The sequence below is a fragment of the Streptomyces sp. NBC_01454 genome (genome assembly GCF_036227565.1).
Classification (GTDB): Bacteria; Actinomycetota; Actinomycetes; order Streptomycetales; family Streptomycetaceae; genus Streptomyces.
Genome location: NZ_CP109460.1, coordinates 6,663,256 through 6,679,493, shown reverse-complemented (window position 1 = coordinate 6,679,493; position 16,238 = coordinate 6,663,256). Strand labels below are relative to the sequence as shown.

Sequence of the window (16,238 nt, the reverse complement as noted above, 5' to 3'; positions counted from 1 at the left end):
CTCTCGGTGTTCCCTTGCCAGGTGAGACGCAGATCCCCCCTTCCCCCTGCCCCGCTCCCCCAGCGCGACGGCATCGATCCCGTACGGGTGCGGCTGCCCGCCGATCCGGAGGGGTTGTGGGGCACCGTCCGGGAACATCTCGTCGACCGGTTCGAGGGGGCGATCGGGGCCGGGCGGGTGGACGCGATGCTGGCGGCGGGGCGGTTCGTCGGGGTGGACGGGGTGCTCAGTGGCGACGAGCCGTATGTGCCGGGACGCCATGTCTGGTTCCACCGGGACTTCGCGCCGGAGGTGCCGGTTCCGTTCGAGGTGGGGATCGTCCACCGGGACGACCGGATCGTGATCGCCGACAAACCGCACTTTCTGGCCACGACGCCGCGCGGGCGGCACATCACCGAGACGGCGCTGGCCCGGCTGCGCCGTGAGCTCGGGCTGCCCGCGCTGCAGCCCGCGCACCGGCTCGACCGGCTGACGGCGGGGCTGGCGCTGTTCGTCGTACGGCCCGAGGACCGGGGCGCGTATCAGAGTCTGTTCAGCGGGCGGCGGGTGCGCAAGGAGTACGAGGCGGTGGCGCCGTACGACGGGCGGGTGGCGCTGCCGGTGACCGTGCACAGCCGGATCGTGAAGGAGCGCGGGGTGATCGCCGCGCGCGAGGAGGCCGGTGCGGCCAACGCGGAGAGCCGGATCGAGCTGATCGAGCGGCGCGGCGGGCTCGGGCGGTACCGGCTGCTGCCCACCACCGGCCGTACACATCAGCTGCGGGTGCACATGAACGGTCTCGGGCTGCCGATCCTCCACGATCCGGTCTATCCGGTGGTCCGGGATCCGGCCCCGGACGATTTCTCCGCGCCGCTGCAACTGCTCGCCAGGGTGCTGGAGTTCACCGATCCGGTCGACGGGCGGGCGCGGCGGTTCGAGAGCGGGCTGCGGCTGGCGGAGTGGGCGGAGTGGGCGGAGGGGGACGACGGCGCGTTGCCGCGGTCGTGAGGTCTGGGCGGGGGCGCTGCCCGGTCCGGTCCGGTGGGTGTGCGTCCGGGGGGCGAGCCGGGGGCCGGGGCCGGGCCCGTTCGCCCCGCTCGCAGCGAATATCCGGTGCGGGCGGGCCGGGTGCGTGCGTAGGGTGCGCGGGTCGGTGACATGGGGAAAGGGCTGGCTGCGGATGCTGATCTTCGATGCGGATGACACGTTGTGGGAGAACAACGTGATCTATGAGCGGGTCATCGACGAGTTCCTGGAGTGGATGTCCGCTCCCGGACTCGACCCGGCCGGGGTGCGGGCCGTGCTCGACGGGATCGAGGCGGCGAACGCGGTGACCCTCGGCTACGGCAGCAAGGTCTTCCTGCACAGCCTCGGGCAGTGTGTGGCGGAGCTGCGGGGGCGGGCCGCGACGGCTGCGGAGTCGGCGCGGATCTCCGGCTGGGCGGCGGCCTTCGCCGGGGACCGGGTGGAGCTGATGCCCGGGGTGGCCGAGACCCTGTCCGAGCTGGCCCGGCGGCATGAGCTGCTGCTGCTGACCAAGGGCGACACCGAGGAGCAGCAGCGGAAGGTGACGGTGTCCGGGCTGACCGGGCACTTCCGGGGCGTGCACATCGTGGCCGAGAAGAACACCGCGACCTACGAGGAGCTGATCCGCGCCTACGATCTGGTGCCGGCCGCCACCTGGATGATCGGGAACTCCCCGAAGTCGGACATCCTGCCGGCCCGTTCCGCCGGCCTCAATGCGGTGTTCATCCCCCACCAGCACACCTGGGTGCTGGAGCACGGCGACCTCGATCCGGCCGACAAGAAGGTGCTGCGGCTGTCGGCGTTCGGTGAGCTGCTGCGGCACTTCTGAGACGGGAGCGGGGAGAGAGATGGGGGAGGAGAGGGAGGAGAGGGAGGAGAGGAGGCGTGGTTGCGGTGGGAAGCACGGGATTTGAGGGGCCCAAGGTGTCCTGTGTCTTCGTGTGCCATGACGGCGGTGGGCGGGTGTTGCTGGCCCGGCGCGGTGTGGGGGCCCGGGACGAGCCGGGGACCTGGGACTGCGGCGCGGGGGCGCTGGAGTTCGGTGAGTCCTTCGAGACGGCCGTGGCGCGGGAGGTGCACGAGGAGTACGGCGTGCGGCCGCTCGGCATCGAGCAGCTCGGGGTGCGCAATGTGCTGCGCGGTGATCCGGTCGACTCGCACTGGGTCGCGGTGGTCTTCGCCGTACGGGTGGAGCCGGACGAGGTGACGATCGGCGAACCGCACAAGTTCGATGCGCTCGCCTGGTTCACTCCCGACGCCCTGCCGGTGCCGCTGCATTCGCAGTGCGGGGCGACTCTGGAGCTGGTCGGCACGGCTGCCCGGGAACGGTGGCCCGGTCGCCGGCAGGGCTGAGCGCCGTGGTGGATGGATCGGTGCGGGGGGGGCGGGACACCCGCCGCCCCCCGCACCGTCCGAGGGCTTACAGCGGTACGGTGCCGGTCAGTTCACCGTCCTCCAGCGTCAGCCATCGCGTGATGCCGATCTCCCCCAGGAACGCCGGGTCGTGGCTGACGACGACCAGGGCGCCCTCGTAGGACTCCAGGGCCGTGACGAGCCGGCGGACCGAGGCGATGTCGAGGTTGTTGGTCGGCTCGTCGAGCAGCAGCAGCTGCGGGGACGGTTCGGCGAGCAGCAGCGCGGCGAGTGAGGCTCGGAAGCGTTCGCCGCCGGAGAGCGTGCCGGCCGGCTGGTCGGCACGGGACCCCTTGAACAGAAAGCGGGCAAGCCGGGCCCGGATGTGGTTGTTGGTGGCGTCCGGGGCGAAGCAGGCGACGTTCTCGGCGACGGTCAGCGCATCGTCGAGGACATCGAGGCGCTGCGGCAGGAAGCGGTGGGGAACGTCGACCCGGGCCGTGCCGGACGCCGGCGGGATCTCGCCGGCGACGGTGCGCAGCAAGGTGGTCTTGCCGGAGCCGTTGCGACCGGTGAGCGCGATCCGTTCGGGGCCGCGGACCTCCAGGTCGGCGGGGGCGCCGTAGCGGGTTCGCAGGGCGTCGAGGCGGAGCACGGTCCGGCCGGGGGGTACGGCGGTGTGCGGCAGGTCGATACGGATCTCGTCGTCGTCCCGGACGGCCTCGGCGGCCTCGTCGAGACGTTCCCTGGCCTCCTTCAGGCGTTCGGTGTGCAAAGTGCGGTGCTTGCCGGCGGAGACCTGGGCCGCCCTCTTGCGCTCGTTCATGACGATCTTCGGCTCGCGCTTGGCGGCGGACATCTTGTTGCCGTAGCGGACCCGGCGGGCCAACTTGACCTGGGCGTCGGAAAGTTCGCGTTTCTGGCGCTGGACGTCGGCCTCGGCGACGCGCAGCATCCGTTCGGCCGCCTCCTGTTCGACGGCCAGGGCCTGTTCGTAGGCCTGGAAGTTGCCGCCGTACCAGTGGACCTCTCCGTCGCGCAGGTCGGCGATCCGGTCGACCAGCTGGAGGAGTTCGCGGTCGTGGCTGACCACGACGAGCACCTTGGACCAGCCGTCGACCGCGGTGTACAGCCGCTCCCGGGCCGCCCGGTCGAGGTTGTTGGTGGGTTCGTCGAGCAGCAGCACGTCCGGCCGGCGCAGCAGCAGGGCCGCCAGCCGCAGCAGGACGCACTCGCCGCCGGACACCTCGCCGATGGTGCGGTCGAGGTCGAGACCGGGCAGCCCGAGCTGGTCGAGGGTGGCGCGGGCGCGTTCCTCGACGTCCCAGTCGTCGCCGAGGGCGGTGAAGTGCTCCTCGCGTGCGTCGCCGCCCTCGATGGCGTGCAGGGCGGCGCGGGCCCCGGCGATGCCGAGGACCTCGTCGACCCGCAGATGGGTGTCGAGCGGGGCGTGCTGCGGGAGGTAGCCGACCTCGCCGGCGACCTTGACGCCGCCGGCGGACGGGGTCAGCTCGCCCGCGATGAGCTTCAACAGGGTGGACTTTCCGGCCCCGTTGAGGCCGATCAGGCCGGTTCGGCCGGGGCCGACGGTCAGGGGGAAGTCCTCCAGGACGGGGGTGCCGTCGGGCCAGGCGAAGTCGAGGCCGGTGCAGACGATGGAGGCGGCGGCGGGGGGCACGGACATACGGGTCTCCTGAGCGCGGGGGAAAGGACGGGGACTGCGCGGGGAGACACCGCGTCATACACGCGGGGTGCGCCGGGGTACGCGGTTGCGGTACGCCGAGGTCACGGACAGGCTGCGCCGGGCATGATCCGCCGCTCCGGAATGCGGGAGCACAGGGCGGATTCGCCTCTTACGGGCGCGGTGTCTCAGGACCTCAGACGAGCAACGGCCTTCTCCGATCGGCGGCAATGGAACGAGCTCGACAGTACGGGGGACGGCGGCGAAACGCAAACGCATTTATTGTTGCGTTTGTGCTTGCCGTCTCCCGGGTCGGTATCCGGTCCGTCCGGGGTGGGCGGGCCGCGCCGTGGGGGCCTGCGGGAGTCGTCGGCGCCTCGTGTCCCCGCGCCGTGCCCCGATCCCGTGCCCCGATCCCGTGCCCCGGATCCCCGTACCGTGCGCCGGGGCGGCCCCCGTAGCATGAGCCGGATGATCAACAAGCGTGCCGGCCGGGCGGCCACCGCTGCCCCGTGCCGGGTCACCGTGTGCCGCGGCTGCTGCTGCGGCGACGCGGCCAAGATTCCGGGAGTCGACCACGCCGGGCAGATACCGCGGTTGCGCGCCACGCTTCCCGGGGTTGCCGTGCGGGCCTCGGAGTGCCTGGATGTCTGCGACCAGGCGAACGTGGTCGTGGTCCAGCCGTCGGCCGCGGGGCGGGCGGCCGGCGGGCGGCCCGTCTGGCTGGGACTGGTCAACGACGACGACGCGCTGGCGGACATCGCCGCCTGGATCCGCGCCGGCGGCCCCGGCCTCGCGGAGCCGCCGGGCATCCTCGACCTGTACGCGATCACGGTGTCGCGGCGGGTACGGGAGGGGCTGGAGGGCTGAGCGGCCGGGCCGCCCGGCCGCCGCGTCCGCCCGCCGCCACCGCTAACCGAAGTCTTACGGATGCCGCCCCGCCCGCCCGCCGCCGCCCGTGCTGGTGTTGGCTGGGGCCATGACCCGCCTCCCGGGAAAGGCAGGCTGACCCCGTGCACCCCGCCACCCCGTCCTCCGCGCCGCCGCCCGTCCCCGCCGCCGGGCCGCCGCGCCGTGTCCTGGTCGTCGAGGACGATCCGACCGTCGCCGAGGTCGTCACCGGCTATCTCTCCCGCGCCGGTTACACCACCGAGCACGCCGCCGACGGTTTCGCCGCCCTCGACCGGGCCGCGGACTTCCGCCCGCATCTCGTCGTGCTCGATCTGATGCTGCCGGGCCTGGACGGCCTGGAGGTGTGCCGACGGCTGCGCCGGTCCGCCGACGGCCCCGCCGTGCCGGTGGTGATGCTCACCGCACGGGGCGAGGAGGCGGACCGCATCCTGGGCCTGGAGCTGGGCGCGGACGACTATGTGACCAAGCCGTTCAGCCCGCGGGAGCTGGTGCTGCGGATCGGCTCGGTGCTGCGCCGTGCGGAGTCCGCGCCGCCGGCCGCGGCGGCCGCCGCCGTGCTGCGGGCCGGGGACCTCAGCGCGGACCCGGCCGGCCGGCGGGCCGCCCGCGGGGGACGCGCGCTCTCCCTCACCACCCGCGAGTTCGATCTGCTGGTCTTCCTGATGCGGCACCCCGGGCAGGTCTTCGCGCGGGAGGCACTGCTGCAGCGGGTCTGGGGCTGGGAGTTCGGCGATCTGTCCACGGTGACCGTGCATGTGCGGCGGCTGCGCGAGAAGATCGAGGCGGACCCGGCCGCGCCCCGGCTGGTGACGACGGTCTGGGGCGCCGGCTACCGCTTCGACCCCGCGCGCGAGGAGCCGCCGCAGGGGGACGGTCCGTTGCTGGGAGGCGACCTGCTGTCATGAAGGATTTCCTGGTCATCGTGGCCCTGGCGGCGCTCGGTGCGACAGTGGCCGGGCTGGTCGCCGCGCCCGCGGTACGGGCCCTGCGGCGGCGCTCGGTCGCGCTGTCGCTGTTCGCGGTGGCGGCGCTGGCGGTGGCCGCGATGGCGGCGGGCACGGTGGCGGTCGCCCAGGCGATGTTCCTGTCGGGGCACGACCTGGGCGTGGTGATGGCCGTGGTGGCCGTCTCCGGTGTGGTGTCGCTGGCGGCCGCGCTGCTCTTCGGGCGGCGGATCGCGGCGGGCAGCCGGGAGCTGGCGCGTTCGGCCCGTACGGTCGGCAGCGAGGGCGGCTTCGTGGCGCCCGCCGAACCGCCCACCGCCGAACTGGCCGCGCTGTCCGGGGCGCTGGAGGAGACCAGCGGGCGGCTCGCCGAGGCGCGGGAGCGCGAGCGGGCGCTGGAGGCCTCCCGGCGGGAGCTGATCGCCGGGATCTCGCACGATCTGCGCACCCCGCTCGCCGGGCTGCGGGCGATGGCCGAGGCGCTGGAGGACGGGGTCGCCGAGGACACCGCGCGCTACCACGCACGGATGCGGATCGAGGTGGACCGGCTGGCCGCCATGGTCGACGACCTCTTCGAACTCTCCCGGATCCAGGCCGGGGCGCTGGCCCTGACGCTGTCGCGGGTGTCGGTCTACGACCTGGTGGACGAGGCGCTCGCGGGCGCCGGGCCGCTGGCGCGGAAGAGCGGGGTGCGGCTGGTGGACGGCGGGGTGGTGCCGCTGCCGGTGCACGTGGACGCCCAGCAGATCACCCGTGTCCTGGGCAATCTGCTGGTCAACGCGATCCGCGCGACCCCGGCCGACGGGACCGTCGCGGTCAGCGCACGGCACGAGCAGGGCCGGGTGGTGCTGGCGGTGGAGGACGGCTGCGGCGGCATCCCGGCGGAGGATCTGGGACGGGTCTTCGACACCGGCTGGCGCGGCGGCGCGGCGCGTACGCCCCGTGCGGACGGCGAGAGCGGCGCCGGGCTGGGGCTGGCGATCGTGCGCGGCATCGTGGAGGCGCACCAGGGCCGGACGACGGTGCGCAATGCCGGGACGGGCTGCCGCTTCGAGGTCGAACTGCCCGCCGCCGGACCGCCGGCCGCGGACGCGCCGGCCCCGCAGCCGGTCGGGTGAGGGACCGCCCGCGACGGCCCCGCGCCTCAACAGGCCCCCGGGCAGGGGCGTCAGGCCCCCGGCAGCGGAGTCACCTCGGCCCGCCCGTCCGGCTCCGGCCCGCAAGCACCTGCCGCCGGCCGCTCCTCCCGGGCGGGGCGTACCGGCAGGTCGCGCGCTCTGCCGACCGGTGAGAAGAGCAGGATCAGGCCGGCCAGCGGCACTCCGGCGGTCATGATCCACATTGCCGGGCGGACGCCGAGCACCGAGCCGAGCGTCCCGCCGAGCAGCGCCCCCAGGGGCAGCGTCCCGTAGGTGAGGAAGGCGCTGCCGGCGATCAGCCGGCCGAGCAGGGCGGGCGGGCAGTACCGCTGCTGGAAGCTCACCTTGAGGACGTTGCCGGCGACCACCCCCGCACTGACGCCGAAGCTGCCCGCGACGTAGAGCAGTGCCCCGGCGCCGTGGACGGCGAGCGGCATGAGCAACGCGGCGCAGGACAGGCCGAGTTCGCACAGCAGCAGGGCGCGGGCGGTGCCGAACCGGCCGGCGGCCCGGCGCGCCAGGAAGGCCCCCGCGATGCCGCCCGAGGCGCCCAGCGCCAGCAGCCCGCCGACCGCGCCGGGGGCCAGGCCCACCTCGCGGACCAGGAAGACCGCCGCGATCGACTGATAGCCCATGAGCGCGAGGTTGGAGGCGGCGCCGAACAGCGTCAGCGTACGGAACCACACATCGCCGGCGACCAGCCGCATGCCCTCGGCGACCTCCGCGGCCATGGTCCGCAGACCGCGCTCCCGTGCCGCCGGGCGCGGCTCGCGGTGCCGGATGCCCCGCAGGCACAGCAGCGCGATCAGGAAGGTGGCGGCGTTGACGGACAACGCGTGGACCGCACCGGCGAGTTGGGCGAGGAGGCCGCCGGTCCCCTGCCCGGCGATCTGTGCCGCCGAGGCGCTGCCGTGCAGCTTGGCGTTGCCCTCGGCCCGGTCGGCCGGCGCGAGCAGCGTGGGCAGATAGGCGCTGTAGGCGGTCTGGAAGACCACCGCAGACGTACCGGCCAGCAGGGCCACGGCGAGCAGCAGCCCGAGCGAGAGCCCGCCGTACCGGGCGAGGAGCGGGACGGCGGCGAAGAGCACCAGCGAGAGACCGGCGGCGCCCAGCATCAGGGGACGGCGCCGCAGCCGGTCCACCCATGCGCCGACCGGCAGGCCGATGAGCAGCCACGGCAGCCAGCCGCAGGCGCCGAGCAGCCCGACCGCGAAGGTGGAGGCGTGGAGGGTGGACACCGCCACCAGCGGCAGCGCCACATTGGTGACCGCCGCCCCGAATTTGCCCGCCGTCTCACCGCACCACAGCAGCCGGAAGTCCCGGTGCCGGCGCAGCAGTCCGCTCATCGGGCGCCACGTTCCTTGCGCGGGAAGGACTGCAGCTGGACGATGACCGGCTGCCCGTCCGGCGTCCCGGCCCCGGACGCGGTGTGGGCCGCCGCCCGGTGCCGGGCGACGACCTCGGCCAGCTCCGCGTTCATCGCCGCCAACTGCTCGGGGCCGAGCCGCAGGTCGTGCCACTGGGTGAGGGTGCCGGCGTGGCGCCACGCGGCGTCCCAGTCCTCGGTGAGGTAGTCGACGACGCGGTGGAAGTGCTGCTGCACCAGTTCGTGCACATAGACGGACAGCGCGCCGCGGGTGTCCGGATCGTCGCGGAACTCGGCGGTGTTGAGGTTGTTGCCGACCCGGACCGCCCGCCACCAGCGTTCGCGCCGGGTGCCGCGGTCGGTCTCCTCCTCGATGAAGCCGTGTGCGGCGAGGTGCCGCAGATGCCAGCTGACCGTGCCGGTGTTCTCGCCGAGGCGGCCGCCGAGCCCGGTGGCGGTGTCCGGGCCGTCGAGCCTCAGCAGTTCCAGGATGCGCATGCGCAGGGGGTGGGCGAGGCCGCGCAGGCTGCGGGCGTCCATCTGCCGGGTGGGTGGCGCACCGGATGCGGCCGGCCGCGGCGGCTCCGAGGTGTCGGTCATGGACGTCAGCGTAGGGGTGCAGAGGACTCTCTGCACAGGGTTCTCTGCACAGAAGTCTCGGCACGGAAGTCTCGGCAAGTGGCCGCGTCAGGACCGGGGTTCGCGCCGCTCCGCGTCCCGCTCCCCGCCGTGCTCGCCGTCCTCTTCCCCGCCCCGCTCCCCGTCCTCAGGGCGCCACAGCGGATGCTCGCGCCGGGCCCACCGCGCATCGACGGAACCCGTCCGCATCCCGCGGCGCGACTCGGGATCGCCGTACGCCTTCCCGACATGACCGGCGATCACGAGGATCACGGCGAGCGCGAGCCAGTCGTGGACGAACGTGGCACCGGTGCGCCACACCAGGGGCACGGGTGTCCCCGCCCGGACGAGGCCGAGGGCCTGCGGGAGGGTGGACCACATCAGCAGACCGGTGGCGAGCATCACCAGCACGGCGCCGGCGATCCAGGCGGCGTAGAGCTTCTGGCCGGCGTTGAACTTTCCGGCCGGGCGGCCGCCGCGGCGGCGCAGGGCGGACCGCAGCCAATGGCGGTCGTGCGGGCCGTAGCGGTTGAGCCGGGTGAGGTCGGCGCGCAGGGCCCGGGAGAAGAGGCCCAGCAGCACGGGCACCGGCAGCAGGATGCCGGACCACTCGTGGACGGTGACCATCAGGGCGCGGCGGCCGACGAGTTCGGCGAGGAAGGGGAGGTAGAGACAGCCCGCGGTGAGCACACAGACCGCCATCAGGGCGGCGGTGGCCTGATGGACCCGGTGTTCGGCGGGGCTGAAGCGCCGCACCCGGGGGCGGGTGGCGGCGGGTGCGGACGGCGCGTCAGGTGGTGGGGGCATCGTCACGTCCGTTCGACCGGCCGACCCAGGCATCGACGTCATATCCGAGGTTCTCCCAGTATCCGGGCGCGACATGGTCGGTGACGGTGATCCCGGAGAGCCACTTCGCCGACTTGTAGAAGTACATGGGCGCGACGTAGAGGCGGACCGGGCCGCCGTGCGCGTGGGCCAGCGGCTTGTCCTGCATCCGCAGGGCGACCAGGACGTCGTCCCGGCGGGCCTGGGCGAGGGTGAGGGACTCGCTGTAGGCGCCGTCGAAGCAGGTGAAGCGGACCGCCCTGGCCTCGGGGCGGACACCGGCGGCGTCGAGGAGCGCCGAGAGCCGGACGCCCTCGAAGGGGGTGCCGGGCACCCGCCAGCCGGTGACGCACTGGACGTCCCGCACGAGCCGGGTCTGCGGCATGCGGCGCAGGTCGTCGAGGCGGTAGCTGGTGCGGTGGCGGACCAGGCCGTCGACCGTGAGGCGGTAGCTGTGGGCGTCCTTGTCGGGTACCGAACCGGTCACCGAGTAGTAGCGGAAGCCGCCGCCGGCCGGGAGCAGACCGGACAGCCCGGTGGGGTCCTTCTGGGCGGCGGCGCCGAGCGTCTCGTCGTAGGCGCGTTGCAGGAAGGGAGCCGCGGCGACGCCGGCGGCACCGGCGGCGAGCATGCCGAGCACGACGCGGCGGCCCACGGGGGTGCCGCGCCCGTCCTCGCCGCCGTCCGCCGCGCGGGCCGGATTCGCGTCCTTGGTCATACCCCGATTCGAACACCGCGCGGCCGCCGGGGCCAGCGTCCGGGCCCCGGCGTCAGACTTTCGTCATCAGCCGCCGCGGGCTCACCGCGCCGCGGTGTCCCGGGCGCGGCGCAGCGCGGTGGCGCGGGCGGCCCGGAACGCGACCTCGGCGTCGCGGCCCGCGTACGACCACGGGGCGCGGGTGGGGTGCGGGCCGATGCGCTGGAAGAGCGCGGCGGCCTCGGCCATCCGTCCCTCGTGGAACAGCGCGTGGGCGAGGAAGTTGAGATCGATCGTGCGGCGCGGGTGGTCCTCGCCCTCCCACTCCAGCCACCAGTCGAAGGCGGCCCGCAGGACCTGGTGGGCGTGCGGGGTGGACCAGTGGCCCGAGTCCGCGGGGTCGGGCGGGGCCAGGCCGGCGGCGGCCTGTGCGCGGTAGCGCTCGGTGTGCGCCACGACGGGCAGCAGGGCGAGCGGGGAGTCGGCGGGGGCGCGTTCCGCGGCGCGGGCGGCGAAGGCGTGGGCCGGGTGCCGCGGGCTGTCGCCGCCGTCCGGCCGGCGTTCGGCCAGTGCGGCCGTCATCAGGTGGTGTGCGTGATGGTGGTCGCGGTGGCGGGCGCGGATTTGCCGGAAGGCGTGCTCCTGTCCGTCCGGTGTGCCGCAGCGGCGGGCGAGGATCAGCGCACCGAGCCAGGGGGTGGGGTCGTCGGGCAGCATCCCGGCGGCGGTGGCACAGGCCCGGGCGGCGGCCGCGGTGCTGCTCGCGCCGCGCAGCGCGAGCCGGACGGTGGCGAGGGCCAGAAGGGTGGCGGCGTCGCCGCTGGCCGGTTCGGCGAGCAGCCAGTCGGCGGCCCAGGCGGCGCTGCCGGGAGAGGTGGCCAGGACGGTTAATCGGTGGCCTCGCAGGTCCCAGTCGGTGCCGGTCCCGGTGAGCAGGGTGCGCACCCTGGCCCATTGGCCGAGCGCCAGCGCGTCGGCGGTGATGGCCAGTTCGGCATCGCCCAGGGCCGGGGCGAGGGCCCGGAGGTCGGGGCAGGGGGTGTGCGCCACGGGTGGCGACGGGGACGGTGGGGTCGGGGTAATCGAGATCACGGGTCAGCGGGCTCCATGACGCGCCGCACCGGCCGCTCGCCGCGCCGAGCCGTCCTCGGCGGGGTGGGACCGGATCTGCACGCGCCTCTACAGAGGGTGATGACTTGGTCCGCACCAGTCATCACGGACAGCAAAGCGGTACGCAGAGCTGCGCGTCAAGACAAGAAGGGGAATGGCTGGATCCGCCAACCCCCTTTACGTATCACGGTATTGGGCGCGCGAGCCACCCGAACCCGCTGCCGCCCGCCCCGTCCCGTCCGCCCCTCCCCCGGTCCGCCGCGCTCAGGAGACCGCCCGGGCCGCCGCCCGCCCCGCCGTCCGCCCGGAGAAGAGGCAGCCGCCGAGGAACGTGCCCTCCAGCGAGCGGTAGCCGTGCACCCCGCCACCGCCGAACCCGGCCGCCTCACCGGCCGCGTACACGCCCGGCAGCGGTGTGCCGCCCTCGGTCATCACCCGCGAGGAGAGATCGGTCTCCAGACCGCCGAGCGTCTTGCGGGTGAGGATGTGCAGCCGGACCGCGATCAGCGGGCCGGCCTTGGGGTCGAGCAGCCGGTGCGGCACGGCGGTGCGGATCAGCCGGTCGCCGAGGTACTTGCGGGCCCCGCGCACCGCGGTCACCTGGAGGTCCTTGGTGAAGGCGTGGGCGATCTCCCGGTCGCGCGCCACGATCTCGCCGCGCAGCGCCTCCTCCGTGAGCAGCGGCTCCACGGTCAGTTCGTTCATCCGCCGCACCAGGTCCGTCAGCGACCGCTCGACGACGAAGTCCGCGCCCCGGTCCATGAACGCCTGGACCGGTCCGGGCGCGCCGGACCGGGCCCGGCCCAGCACCCCGCGGATGCTCTTTCCGGTCAGATCCGGGTTCTGCTCGGAGCCGGAGAGGGTGAACTCCTTCTCAATGATCTTCTGGGTGAGCACGAACCAGGTGTGGTCATAGCCGGTCGACATGATGTGTTCCAGGGTGCCGAGGGTGTCGAAGCCGGGGAACAGCGGCACCGGCAGCCGCCTGCCGCGGGCGTCCAGCCACAGCGGGGACGGCCCGGACAGGATCCGGATGCCGTGCTGCGGCCAGATGGGGTTCCAGTTCTCGATGCCCTCGGTGTAGTGCCACATCCGGTCACGGTTGACGATCCGGCCGCCGGCCGCCTCGGCGATGCCCAGCATCCTGCCGTCCACATGCGCCGGCACGCCGGAGAGCATCCGGCGCGGGGGCTTGCCGAGCCGCTCGGGCCAGTTGGCGCGCACCAGCCCGTGGTTGCCGCCGATCCCGCCCGACGTGACGATCACCGCCTGGGCCCGCAGCTCGAAGGCGCCGGCCACCTCACGGCTGCTGGGCCGGCCGCGGGCGACGTCCGAGGGCTCCAGGACCTCGCCGCTGACGGTGTCCACCGCCCCGGCGCTGCGCGACAGTCCGGTCACCCGGTGGCGGAAGCGCAGCTCGACCAGTCCGCGGGCGGCACCGGCCCGCACCCGCCGCAGGAACGGGGCGAGCAGCCCCGGTCCGGTGCCCCAGGTGATGTGGAAGCGGGGGACGGAGTTGCCGTGCCCCGTCGCGCCGTAACCCCCGCGCTCGGCCCAGCCGACGACGGGAAAGAACCGCACGCCCTGCCGGTGCAGCCACGAGCGCTTCTCCCCGGCCGCGAAGTCGACGTAGGCCTCGGCCCACTTGCGCGGCCAGTGGTCCTCGGGCCGGTCGAACCCGGCGGTGCCCAGCCAGTCCTGCCAGGCCAGCTCCTGGCTGTCGCGGATCCGCAGCCGGCGCTGTTCGGGGGAATCCACCAGGAAGAGGCCGCCGAAGGACCAGTGGGCCTGCCCGCCGAGGGACTGCTCGGGCTCCTGGTCGAGCAGGATCACCGTGCGCCCGGCATCCACCAGTTCCGCGGTGGCCGCCAGCCCCGCGAGCCCCGCTCCGATCACGATCACATCAGCGTCGTACGCCATCTGCTTCTCCTCAACGGGGCACGCCCGGCGCCCCGGCCGCCTTGGTGGAACGATCCTCAGCGCACCCGACTGCCGCGTCAACCACGGGTTACTGCGCGGTACACCGCGACGCGCGGGAGAATGGTGGGTGACGAGGGCCACCCCACGCCCGACGCCGGATGACTATCCTCAGGCGCAATCCCCCACCCCGCGCGATACGAGGTGCGACGTGACGGTGATACTGCTCGCCCTTGGGGCGGCCTGCTGTCTGGGACTCGGCTTCGTGTTCCAGCAGGCCGCGGCGCAGCACGCCCCGATGAAGGACTTCCTCTCGGTGCGGCTGCTGCTCGATCTGGTGCGGATGCCGCTGTGGGTGGCCGGTATCGGGCTGATGGTGGTCGGGATGGCGCTCGGCGCGATCGCGCTGGGGATGGGCGACATCACTCTCGTCGAGCCGCTGCTGGCGACCAATCTGCTGTTCGCGATGGCGCTGTCCCGGCGGCTGACCCGCCAGCGGCTCGGCCGCAGCGGCTGGGCGGGGCTGTGGCTGCTGGCGGGCGGGGTGACGGCCTTCATCGTGGCCGGCCGTCCGCAGGGCGGGCGCAGCAGCGCCGACCAGACCTGGCAGTGGCTGATCATGGGCGTGGTGCTGGGCTCCGCCCTGCTGCTGGCGACGGTCGCCAAGCGGGAGCGGGTGCATGTGAGCCTGGAGGCCGCCCTGCTGGGCATCGCCGCCGGGCTGATCTACGGCCTCCAGGACGCGCTGACCCGGATCAGCGGGGAGCGCTTCGGGCACGGCGGCTGGAGCGCCCTGCTGACCAGCTGGCAGCCGTACGCCATCGTCGTGCTCGGGGTGCTGGCACTGGTGCTGGTGCAGAGCGCCTTCGAGTCGGCGCCGCTGCGGCTCTCACTGCCCGCGCTGACCGCCGCCCAGCCGCTCGCCGGGATCGCCTGCGGGGTCGGTTTCCTCGGCGACCGGCTGCAGGTGACGGCCGGGGCGCTGGCCTGGGAGGTGGCCGGGATCGTGGCCGTCGTCGCGGGCATCGTGCTGATCGGCAGCCATCCGGCGATGCCCCCGGGAGCCGGCCGGCGGACGGACGAGCGGGAGTTGGAGCCGCGCTGAGGCCGTGCGGCGGGGCCGGCGCCCCGCCGGGTGCGGCCCCCGCTCCTGGTGGTTGCATGGCTCCATGACCGATCAGCAACCGCTCAACGCGGACGAGATCCTCGACGTCGTGGACGAGAACGATCAGGTCGTGGGGCAGGCCCCACGCGGTGCGGCCTACGCCCGCAGGATGCGCACCCGCTGCGCCTTCGTCCTGGCCCGGGACGCCGAGGACCGGATCTTCGTGCACCGCCGCACCCCGCAGAAGCTGGTCTTCCCCTCGCACTACGACATGTTCGTGGGCGGGGTGGTCGGCACCGGCGAGAGCTATGACGAGGCGGCGCTGCGCGAGGCGGAGGAGGAGCTGGGCGTGCGGGGGCTGCCGCGGCCGGAGCCGCTGTTCAAGTTCCTCTACGAGACGGCCGAGCACACCTGGTGGTCGGCCGTCTACCAGGTGCGCTGCACCCTGCCGGTCGCCCCGCAGGAGTCGGAGATCGACTGGTACGCGTTCCTGACCGAGGAGGAGCTCACCCGGGAGCTCGGTGTCCGGCCGTGGACGCCGGACGGGCTGGCCGCCTACCGGGAGCTGCTCGCCCGGCGGGAGGCGGGGGACCTCTGAGGCGACCGGTGCACGGGGCGGGACGGCCGCTAGGGTTTCGGCCATGATCCTCATTGAAGGGCTGCGGTCGGCCGGCCAGGCCGTGCGGCTGTGGTGCGCGCCCGCGCGGATCCGCGAGGAGGGCACGACCCCCGACTACCGCTTCTCGCTGGCCAACGAACGCACCTTTCTCGCCTGGCTGCGCACCGGGCTGGCGCTGATCGGCGGCGGGTTCGCGGTGGATCAGTTCCTGCCCCGGCTGCACCCGTGGCTGCGGCTGACGTTCACCGTGGTGCTGCTGGTGGGCGGGGCGCTGTGTGCGCTGCGGGCGGTCAATCACTGGGTGCGCTGCGAGCGTGCGATGCGGCGCGGCGAGGACCTGCCGGCCACCCGCTTCCCCACGGCGCTGGCGCTGGCCGTCGGCGCGCTGGCGGTGGCGCTGGTCGTGCTGGTGCTGCTCGGCCGGACCGGCTGACCGGTGGCGGGCGCGGCGCGGCCGGCGGAGCCGGAGGAGCCGGATGAGCCGGATGAGCCGGATGAGCCGGAGGAGCCGGAGGGGGGAGCACCGCGGTCGGCTCCCGACCGGGACCCGGGGCTGCAGCCGGAGCGGACCAGGCTGGCGTGGCGGCGTACGACGCTGTCGGCCACCGCGATGGCGGTGCTGGCCGGCCGCCAGCTGCTGAGCAACCGGGCACCGGGGGCGGTGGAGGTGGTCCTGGTGGTGCTGATGGGGCTGCTGTGGCTCGCCTTCGTCACGCTTGCGCACCGCCGGATGCGGGCGATGGCCACCGGCCGCCCGCCGGCCCTGCCGCCGCGGACCGCCCTGCTGCTGGTCGGCTGCACCCTCGCGCCGGCGCTGTGCGGCGGGGTGCTCCTGGCGCGGCCCGGGTGGTGACGCCGGGGGCGCGGCGCCGCCGCGGCGGCCGGTGACGGTACCGTGACGCGACCCCCGCGGCCACGGGGTGTGCCCGCACCCCGGCCGGGCCACG

The 16,238-nt window shown here is 74.2% G+C and carries 17 protein-coding genes; 10 read left to right on the top strand and 7 right to left on the bottom strand.

Annotation, left to right across the window (positions count from 1 at the left end):
* The first annotated feature begins 21 nt into the window (after nucleotides 1-21).
* The 3 genes from OIU81_RS29500 (at nucleotide 22) to OIU81_RS29490 (ending at nucleotide 2,358) form a co-directional block, all read left to right on the top strand.
* Nucleotides 22-987, top strand: a complete 966-nt coding sequence (locus OIU81_RS29500) for a pseudouridine synthase (RefSeq protein ID WP_329152650.1) — start codon at nucleotides 22-24, stop codon at nucleotides 985-987.
* A gap of 172 nt (nucleotides 988-1,159) precedes the next feature.
* On the top strand, nucleotides 1,160-1,834 hold the full coding sequence (locus tag OIU81_RS29495; RefSeq protein WP_329155448.1) for an HAD family hydrolase: 675 nt from the start codon (nucleotides 1,160-1,162) through the stop codon (nucleotides 1,832-1,834).
* A 95-nt stretch (nucleotides 1,835-1,929) separates the two neighbouring features.
* Nucleotides 1,930-2,358, top strand: coding sequence for an NUDIX hydrolase (locus tag OIU81_RS29490; protein ID WP_329152649.1), 429 nt, complete (start codon nucleotides 1,930-1,932; stop codon nucleotides 2,356-2,358).
* Between the two features lie 67 nt (nucleotides 2,359-2,425).
* Here OIU81_RS29490 and OIU81_RS29485 read toward each other — a convergent pair whose 3' ends face one another.
* Nucleotides 2,426-4,042: an ABC-F family ATP-binding cassette domain-containing protein gene (locus tag OIU81_RS29485; RefSeq protein WP_329152647.1), complete on the bottom strand. Its 1,617-nt coding sequence runs from the start codon at nucleotides 4,040-4,042 to the stop codon at nucleotides 2,426-2,428.
* A gap of 468 nt (nucleotides 4,043-4,510) precedes the next feature.
* Between OIU81_RS29485 and OIU81_RS29480 the strand changes: the two genes are divergently transcribed.
* The 3 genes from OIU81_RS29480 to OIU81_RS29470 all read left to right on the top strand — a co-directional run bounded on the left by OIU81_RS29480 (nucleotide 4,511) and on the right by OIU81_RS29470 (nucleotide 7,013).
* On the top strand, nucleotides 4,511-4,909 hold the full coding sequence (locus OIU81_RS29480) for a (2Fe-2S) ferredoxin domain-containing protein (protein ID WP_329152644.1): 399 nt from the start codon (nucleotides 4,511-4,513) through the stop codon (nucleotides 4,907-4,909).
* A gap of 143 nt (nucleotides 4,910-5,052) precedes the next feature.
* Nucleotides 5,053-5,856, top strand: coding sequence for a response regulator transcription factor (locus OIU81_RS29475; protein ID WP_329152641.1), 804 nt, complete (start codon nucleotides 5,053-5,055; stop codon nucleotides 5,854-5,856).
* Nucleotides 5,853-7,013, top strand: a complete 1,161-nt coding sequence (locus tag OIU81_RS29470; protein WP_329152639.1) for a sensor histidine kinase — start codon at nucleotides 5,853-5,855, stop codon at nucleotides 7,011-7,013. The genes OIU81_RS29475 and OIU81_RS29470 overlap by 4 nt, the downstream gene beginning before the upstream one ends.
* A 50-nt stretch (nucleotides 7,014-7,063) precedes the next feature.
* On the opposite strand, the gene OIU81_RS29465 is transcribed toward OIU81_RS29470, so the two are convergent.
* From OIU81_RS29465 to OIU81_RS29440, 6 genes are all read right to left on the bottom strand, one after another.
* A complete protein-coding gene (locus OIU81_RS29465) occupies nucleotides 7,064-8,380 on the bottom strand; it encodes an MFS transporter (protein WP_329152637.1) in 1,317 nt (438 codons plus the stop codon).
* Entirely contained in the window at nucleotides 8,377-9,000 is a 624-nt protein-coding gene (locus tag OIU81_RS29460; RefSeq protein ID WP_329152636.1) for a winged helix-turn-helix domain-containing protein, read from the bottom strand. The genes OIU81_RS29465 and OIU81_RS29460 overlap by 4 nt, the downstream gene beginning before the upstream one ends.
* A gap of 87 nt (nucleotides 9,001-9,087) precedes the next feature.
* The gene (locus OIU81_RS29455) at nucleotides 9,088-9,825 is read right to left on the bottom strand and encodes a cytochrome b/b6 domain-containing protein (protein ID WP_329152634.1); all 738 of its coding nucleotides are present in this window, start codon (nucleotides 9,823-9,825) and stop codon (nucleotides 9,088-9,090) included.
* Entirely contained in the window at nucleotides 9,809-10,561 is a 753-nt protein-coding gene (locus tag OIU81_RS29450) for a molybdopterin-dependent oxidoreductase (protein WP_329152632.1), read from the bottom strand. The genes OIU81_RS29455 and OIU81_RS29450 overlap by 17 nt, the downstream gene beginning before the upstream one ends.
* Before the next feature lie 81 nt (nucleotides 10,562-10,642).
* Entirely contained in the window at nucleotides 10,643-11,632 is a 990-nt protein-coding gene (locus tag OIU81_RS29445; protein WP_443074065.1) for a hypothetical protein, read from the bottom strand.
* 282 nt (nucleotides 11,633-11,914) lie between these two features.
* Nucleotides 11,915-13,570 (bottom strand): FAD-binding dehydrogenase, encoded by a 1,656-nt coding sequence (locus OIU81_RS29440; protein WP_329152629.1) that lies wholly within the window; start codon nucleotides 13,568-13,570, stop codon nucleotides 11,915-11,917.
* Nucleotides 13,571-13,778: 208 nt separating this feature from the next.
* Between OIU81_RS29440 and OIU81_RS29435 the strand changes: the two genes are divergently transcribed.
* From OIU81_RS29435 to OIU81_RS29420, 4 genes are all read left to right on the top strand, one after another.
* Nucleotides 13,779-14,672, top strand: a complete 894-nt coding sequence (locus OIU81_RS29435) for a DMT family transporter (RefSeq protein WP_329152627.1) — start codon at nucleotides 13,779-13,781, stop codon at nucleotides 14,670-14,672.
* 64 nt (nucleotides 14,673-14,736) lie between these two features.
* Complete coding sequence (locus tag OIU81_RS29430; protein ID WP_329152625.1) at nucleotides 14,737-15,270, top strand: NUDIX domain-containing protein; 534 nt, start codon at nucleotides 14,737-14,739, stop codon at nucleotides 15,268-15,270.
* Between the two features lie 43 nt (nucleotides 15,271-15,313).
* Nucleotides 15,314-15,724 (top strand): YidH family protein, encoded by a 411-nt coding sequence (locus OIU81_RS29425; protein WP_329152623.1) that lies wholly within the window; start codon nucleotides 15,314-15,316, stop codon nucleotides 15,722-15,724.
* 120 nt (nucleotides 15,725-15,844) lie between these two features.
* The gene (locus OIU81_RS29420; protein ID WP_329155446.1) at nucleotides 15,845-16,144 is read left to right on the top strand and encodes a DUF202 domain-containing protein; all 300 of its coding nucleotides are present in this window, start codon (nucleotides 15,845-15,847) and stop codon (nucleotides 16,142-16,144) included.
* The last annotated feature ends 94 nt before the right edge of the window (nucleotides 16,145-16,238 follow it).

What these genes read in the sequence shown, in the direction of transcription:
- OIU81_RS29495 (WP_329155448.1), top strand. Translation starts at nt 1,160, where the DNA reads ATGCTGATCTTCGATGCGGATGACACGTTGTGGGAGAACAACGTGATC.
- OIU81_RS29485 (WP_329152647.1), bottom strand. Translation starts at nt 4,042, where the DNA reads ATGTCCGTGCCCCCCGCCGCCGCCTCCATCGTCTGCACCGGCCTCGAC.
- OIU81_RS29480 (WP_329152644.1), top strand. Translation starts at nt 4,511, where the DNA reads ATGATCAACAAGCGTGCCGGCCGGGCGGCCACCGCTGCCCCGTGCCGG.
- OIU81_RS29470 (WP_329152639.1), top strand. Translation starts at nt 5,853, where the DNA reads ATGAAGGATTTCCTGGTCATCGTGGCCCTGGCGGCGCTCGGTGCGACA.
- OIU81_RS29465 (WP_329152637.1), bottom strand. Translation starts at nt 8,380, where the DNA reads ATGAGCGGACTGCTGCGCCGGCACCGGGACTTCCGGCTGCTGTGGTGC.
- OIU81_RS29460 (WP_329152636.1), bottom strand. Translation starts at nt 9,000, where the DNA reads ATGACCGACACCTCGGAGCCGCCGCGGCCGGCCGCATCCGGTGCGCCA.
- OIU81_RS29455 (WP_329152634.1), bottom strand. Translation starts at nt 9,825, where the DNA reads ATGCCCCCACCACCTGACGCGCCGTCCGCACCCGCCGCCACCCGCCCC.
- OIU81_RS29450 (WP_329152632.1), bottom strand. Translation starts at nt 10,561, where the DNA reads ATGACCAAGGACGCGAATCCGGCCCGCGCGGCGGACGGCGGCGAGGAC.
- OIU81_RS29440 (WP_329152629.1), bottom strand. Translation starts at nt 13,570, where the DNA reads ATGGCGTACGACGCTGATGTGATCGTGATCGGAGCGGGGCTCGCGGGG.
- OIU81_RS29430 (WP_329152625.1), top strand. Translation starts at nt 14,737, where the DNA reads ATGACCGATCAGCAACCGCTCAACGCGGACGAGATCCTCGACGTCGTG.
- OIU81_RS29425 (WP_329152623.1), top strand. Translation starts at nt 15,314, where the DNA reads ATGATCCTCATTGAAGGGCTGCGGTCGGCCGGCCAGGCCGTGCGGCTG.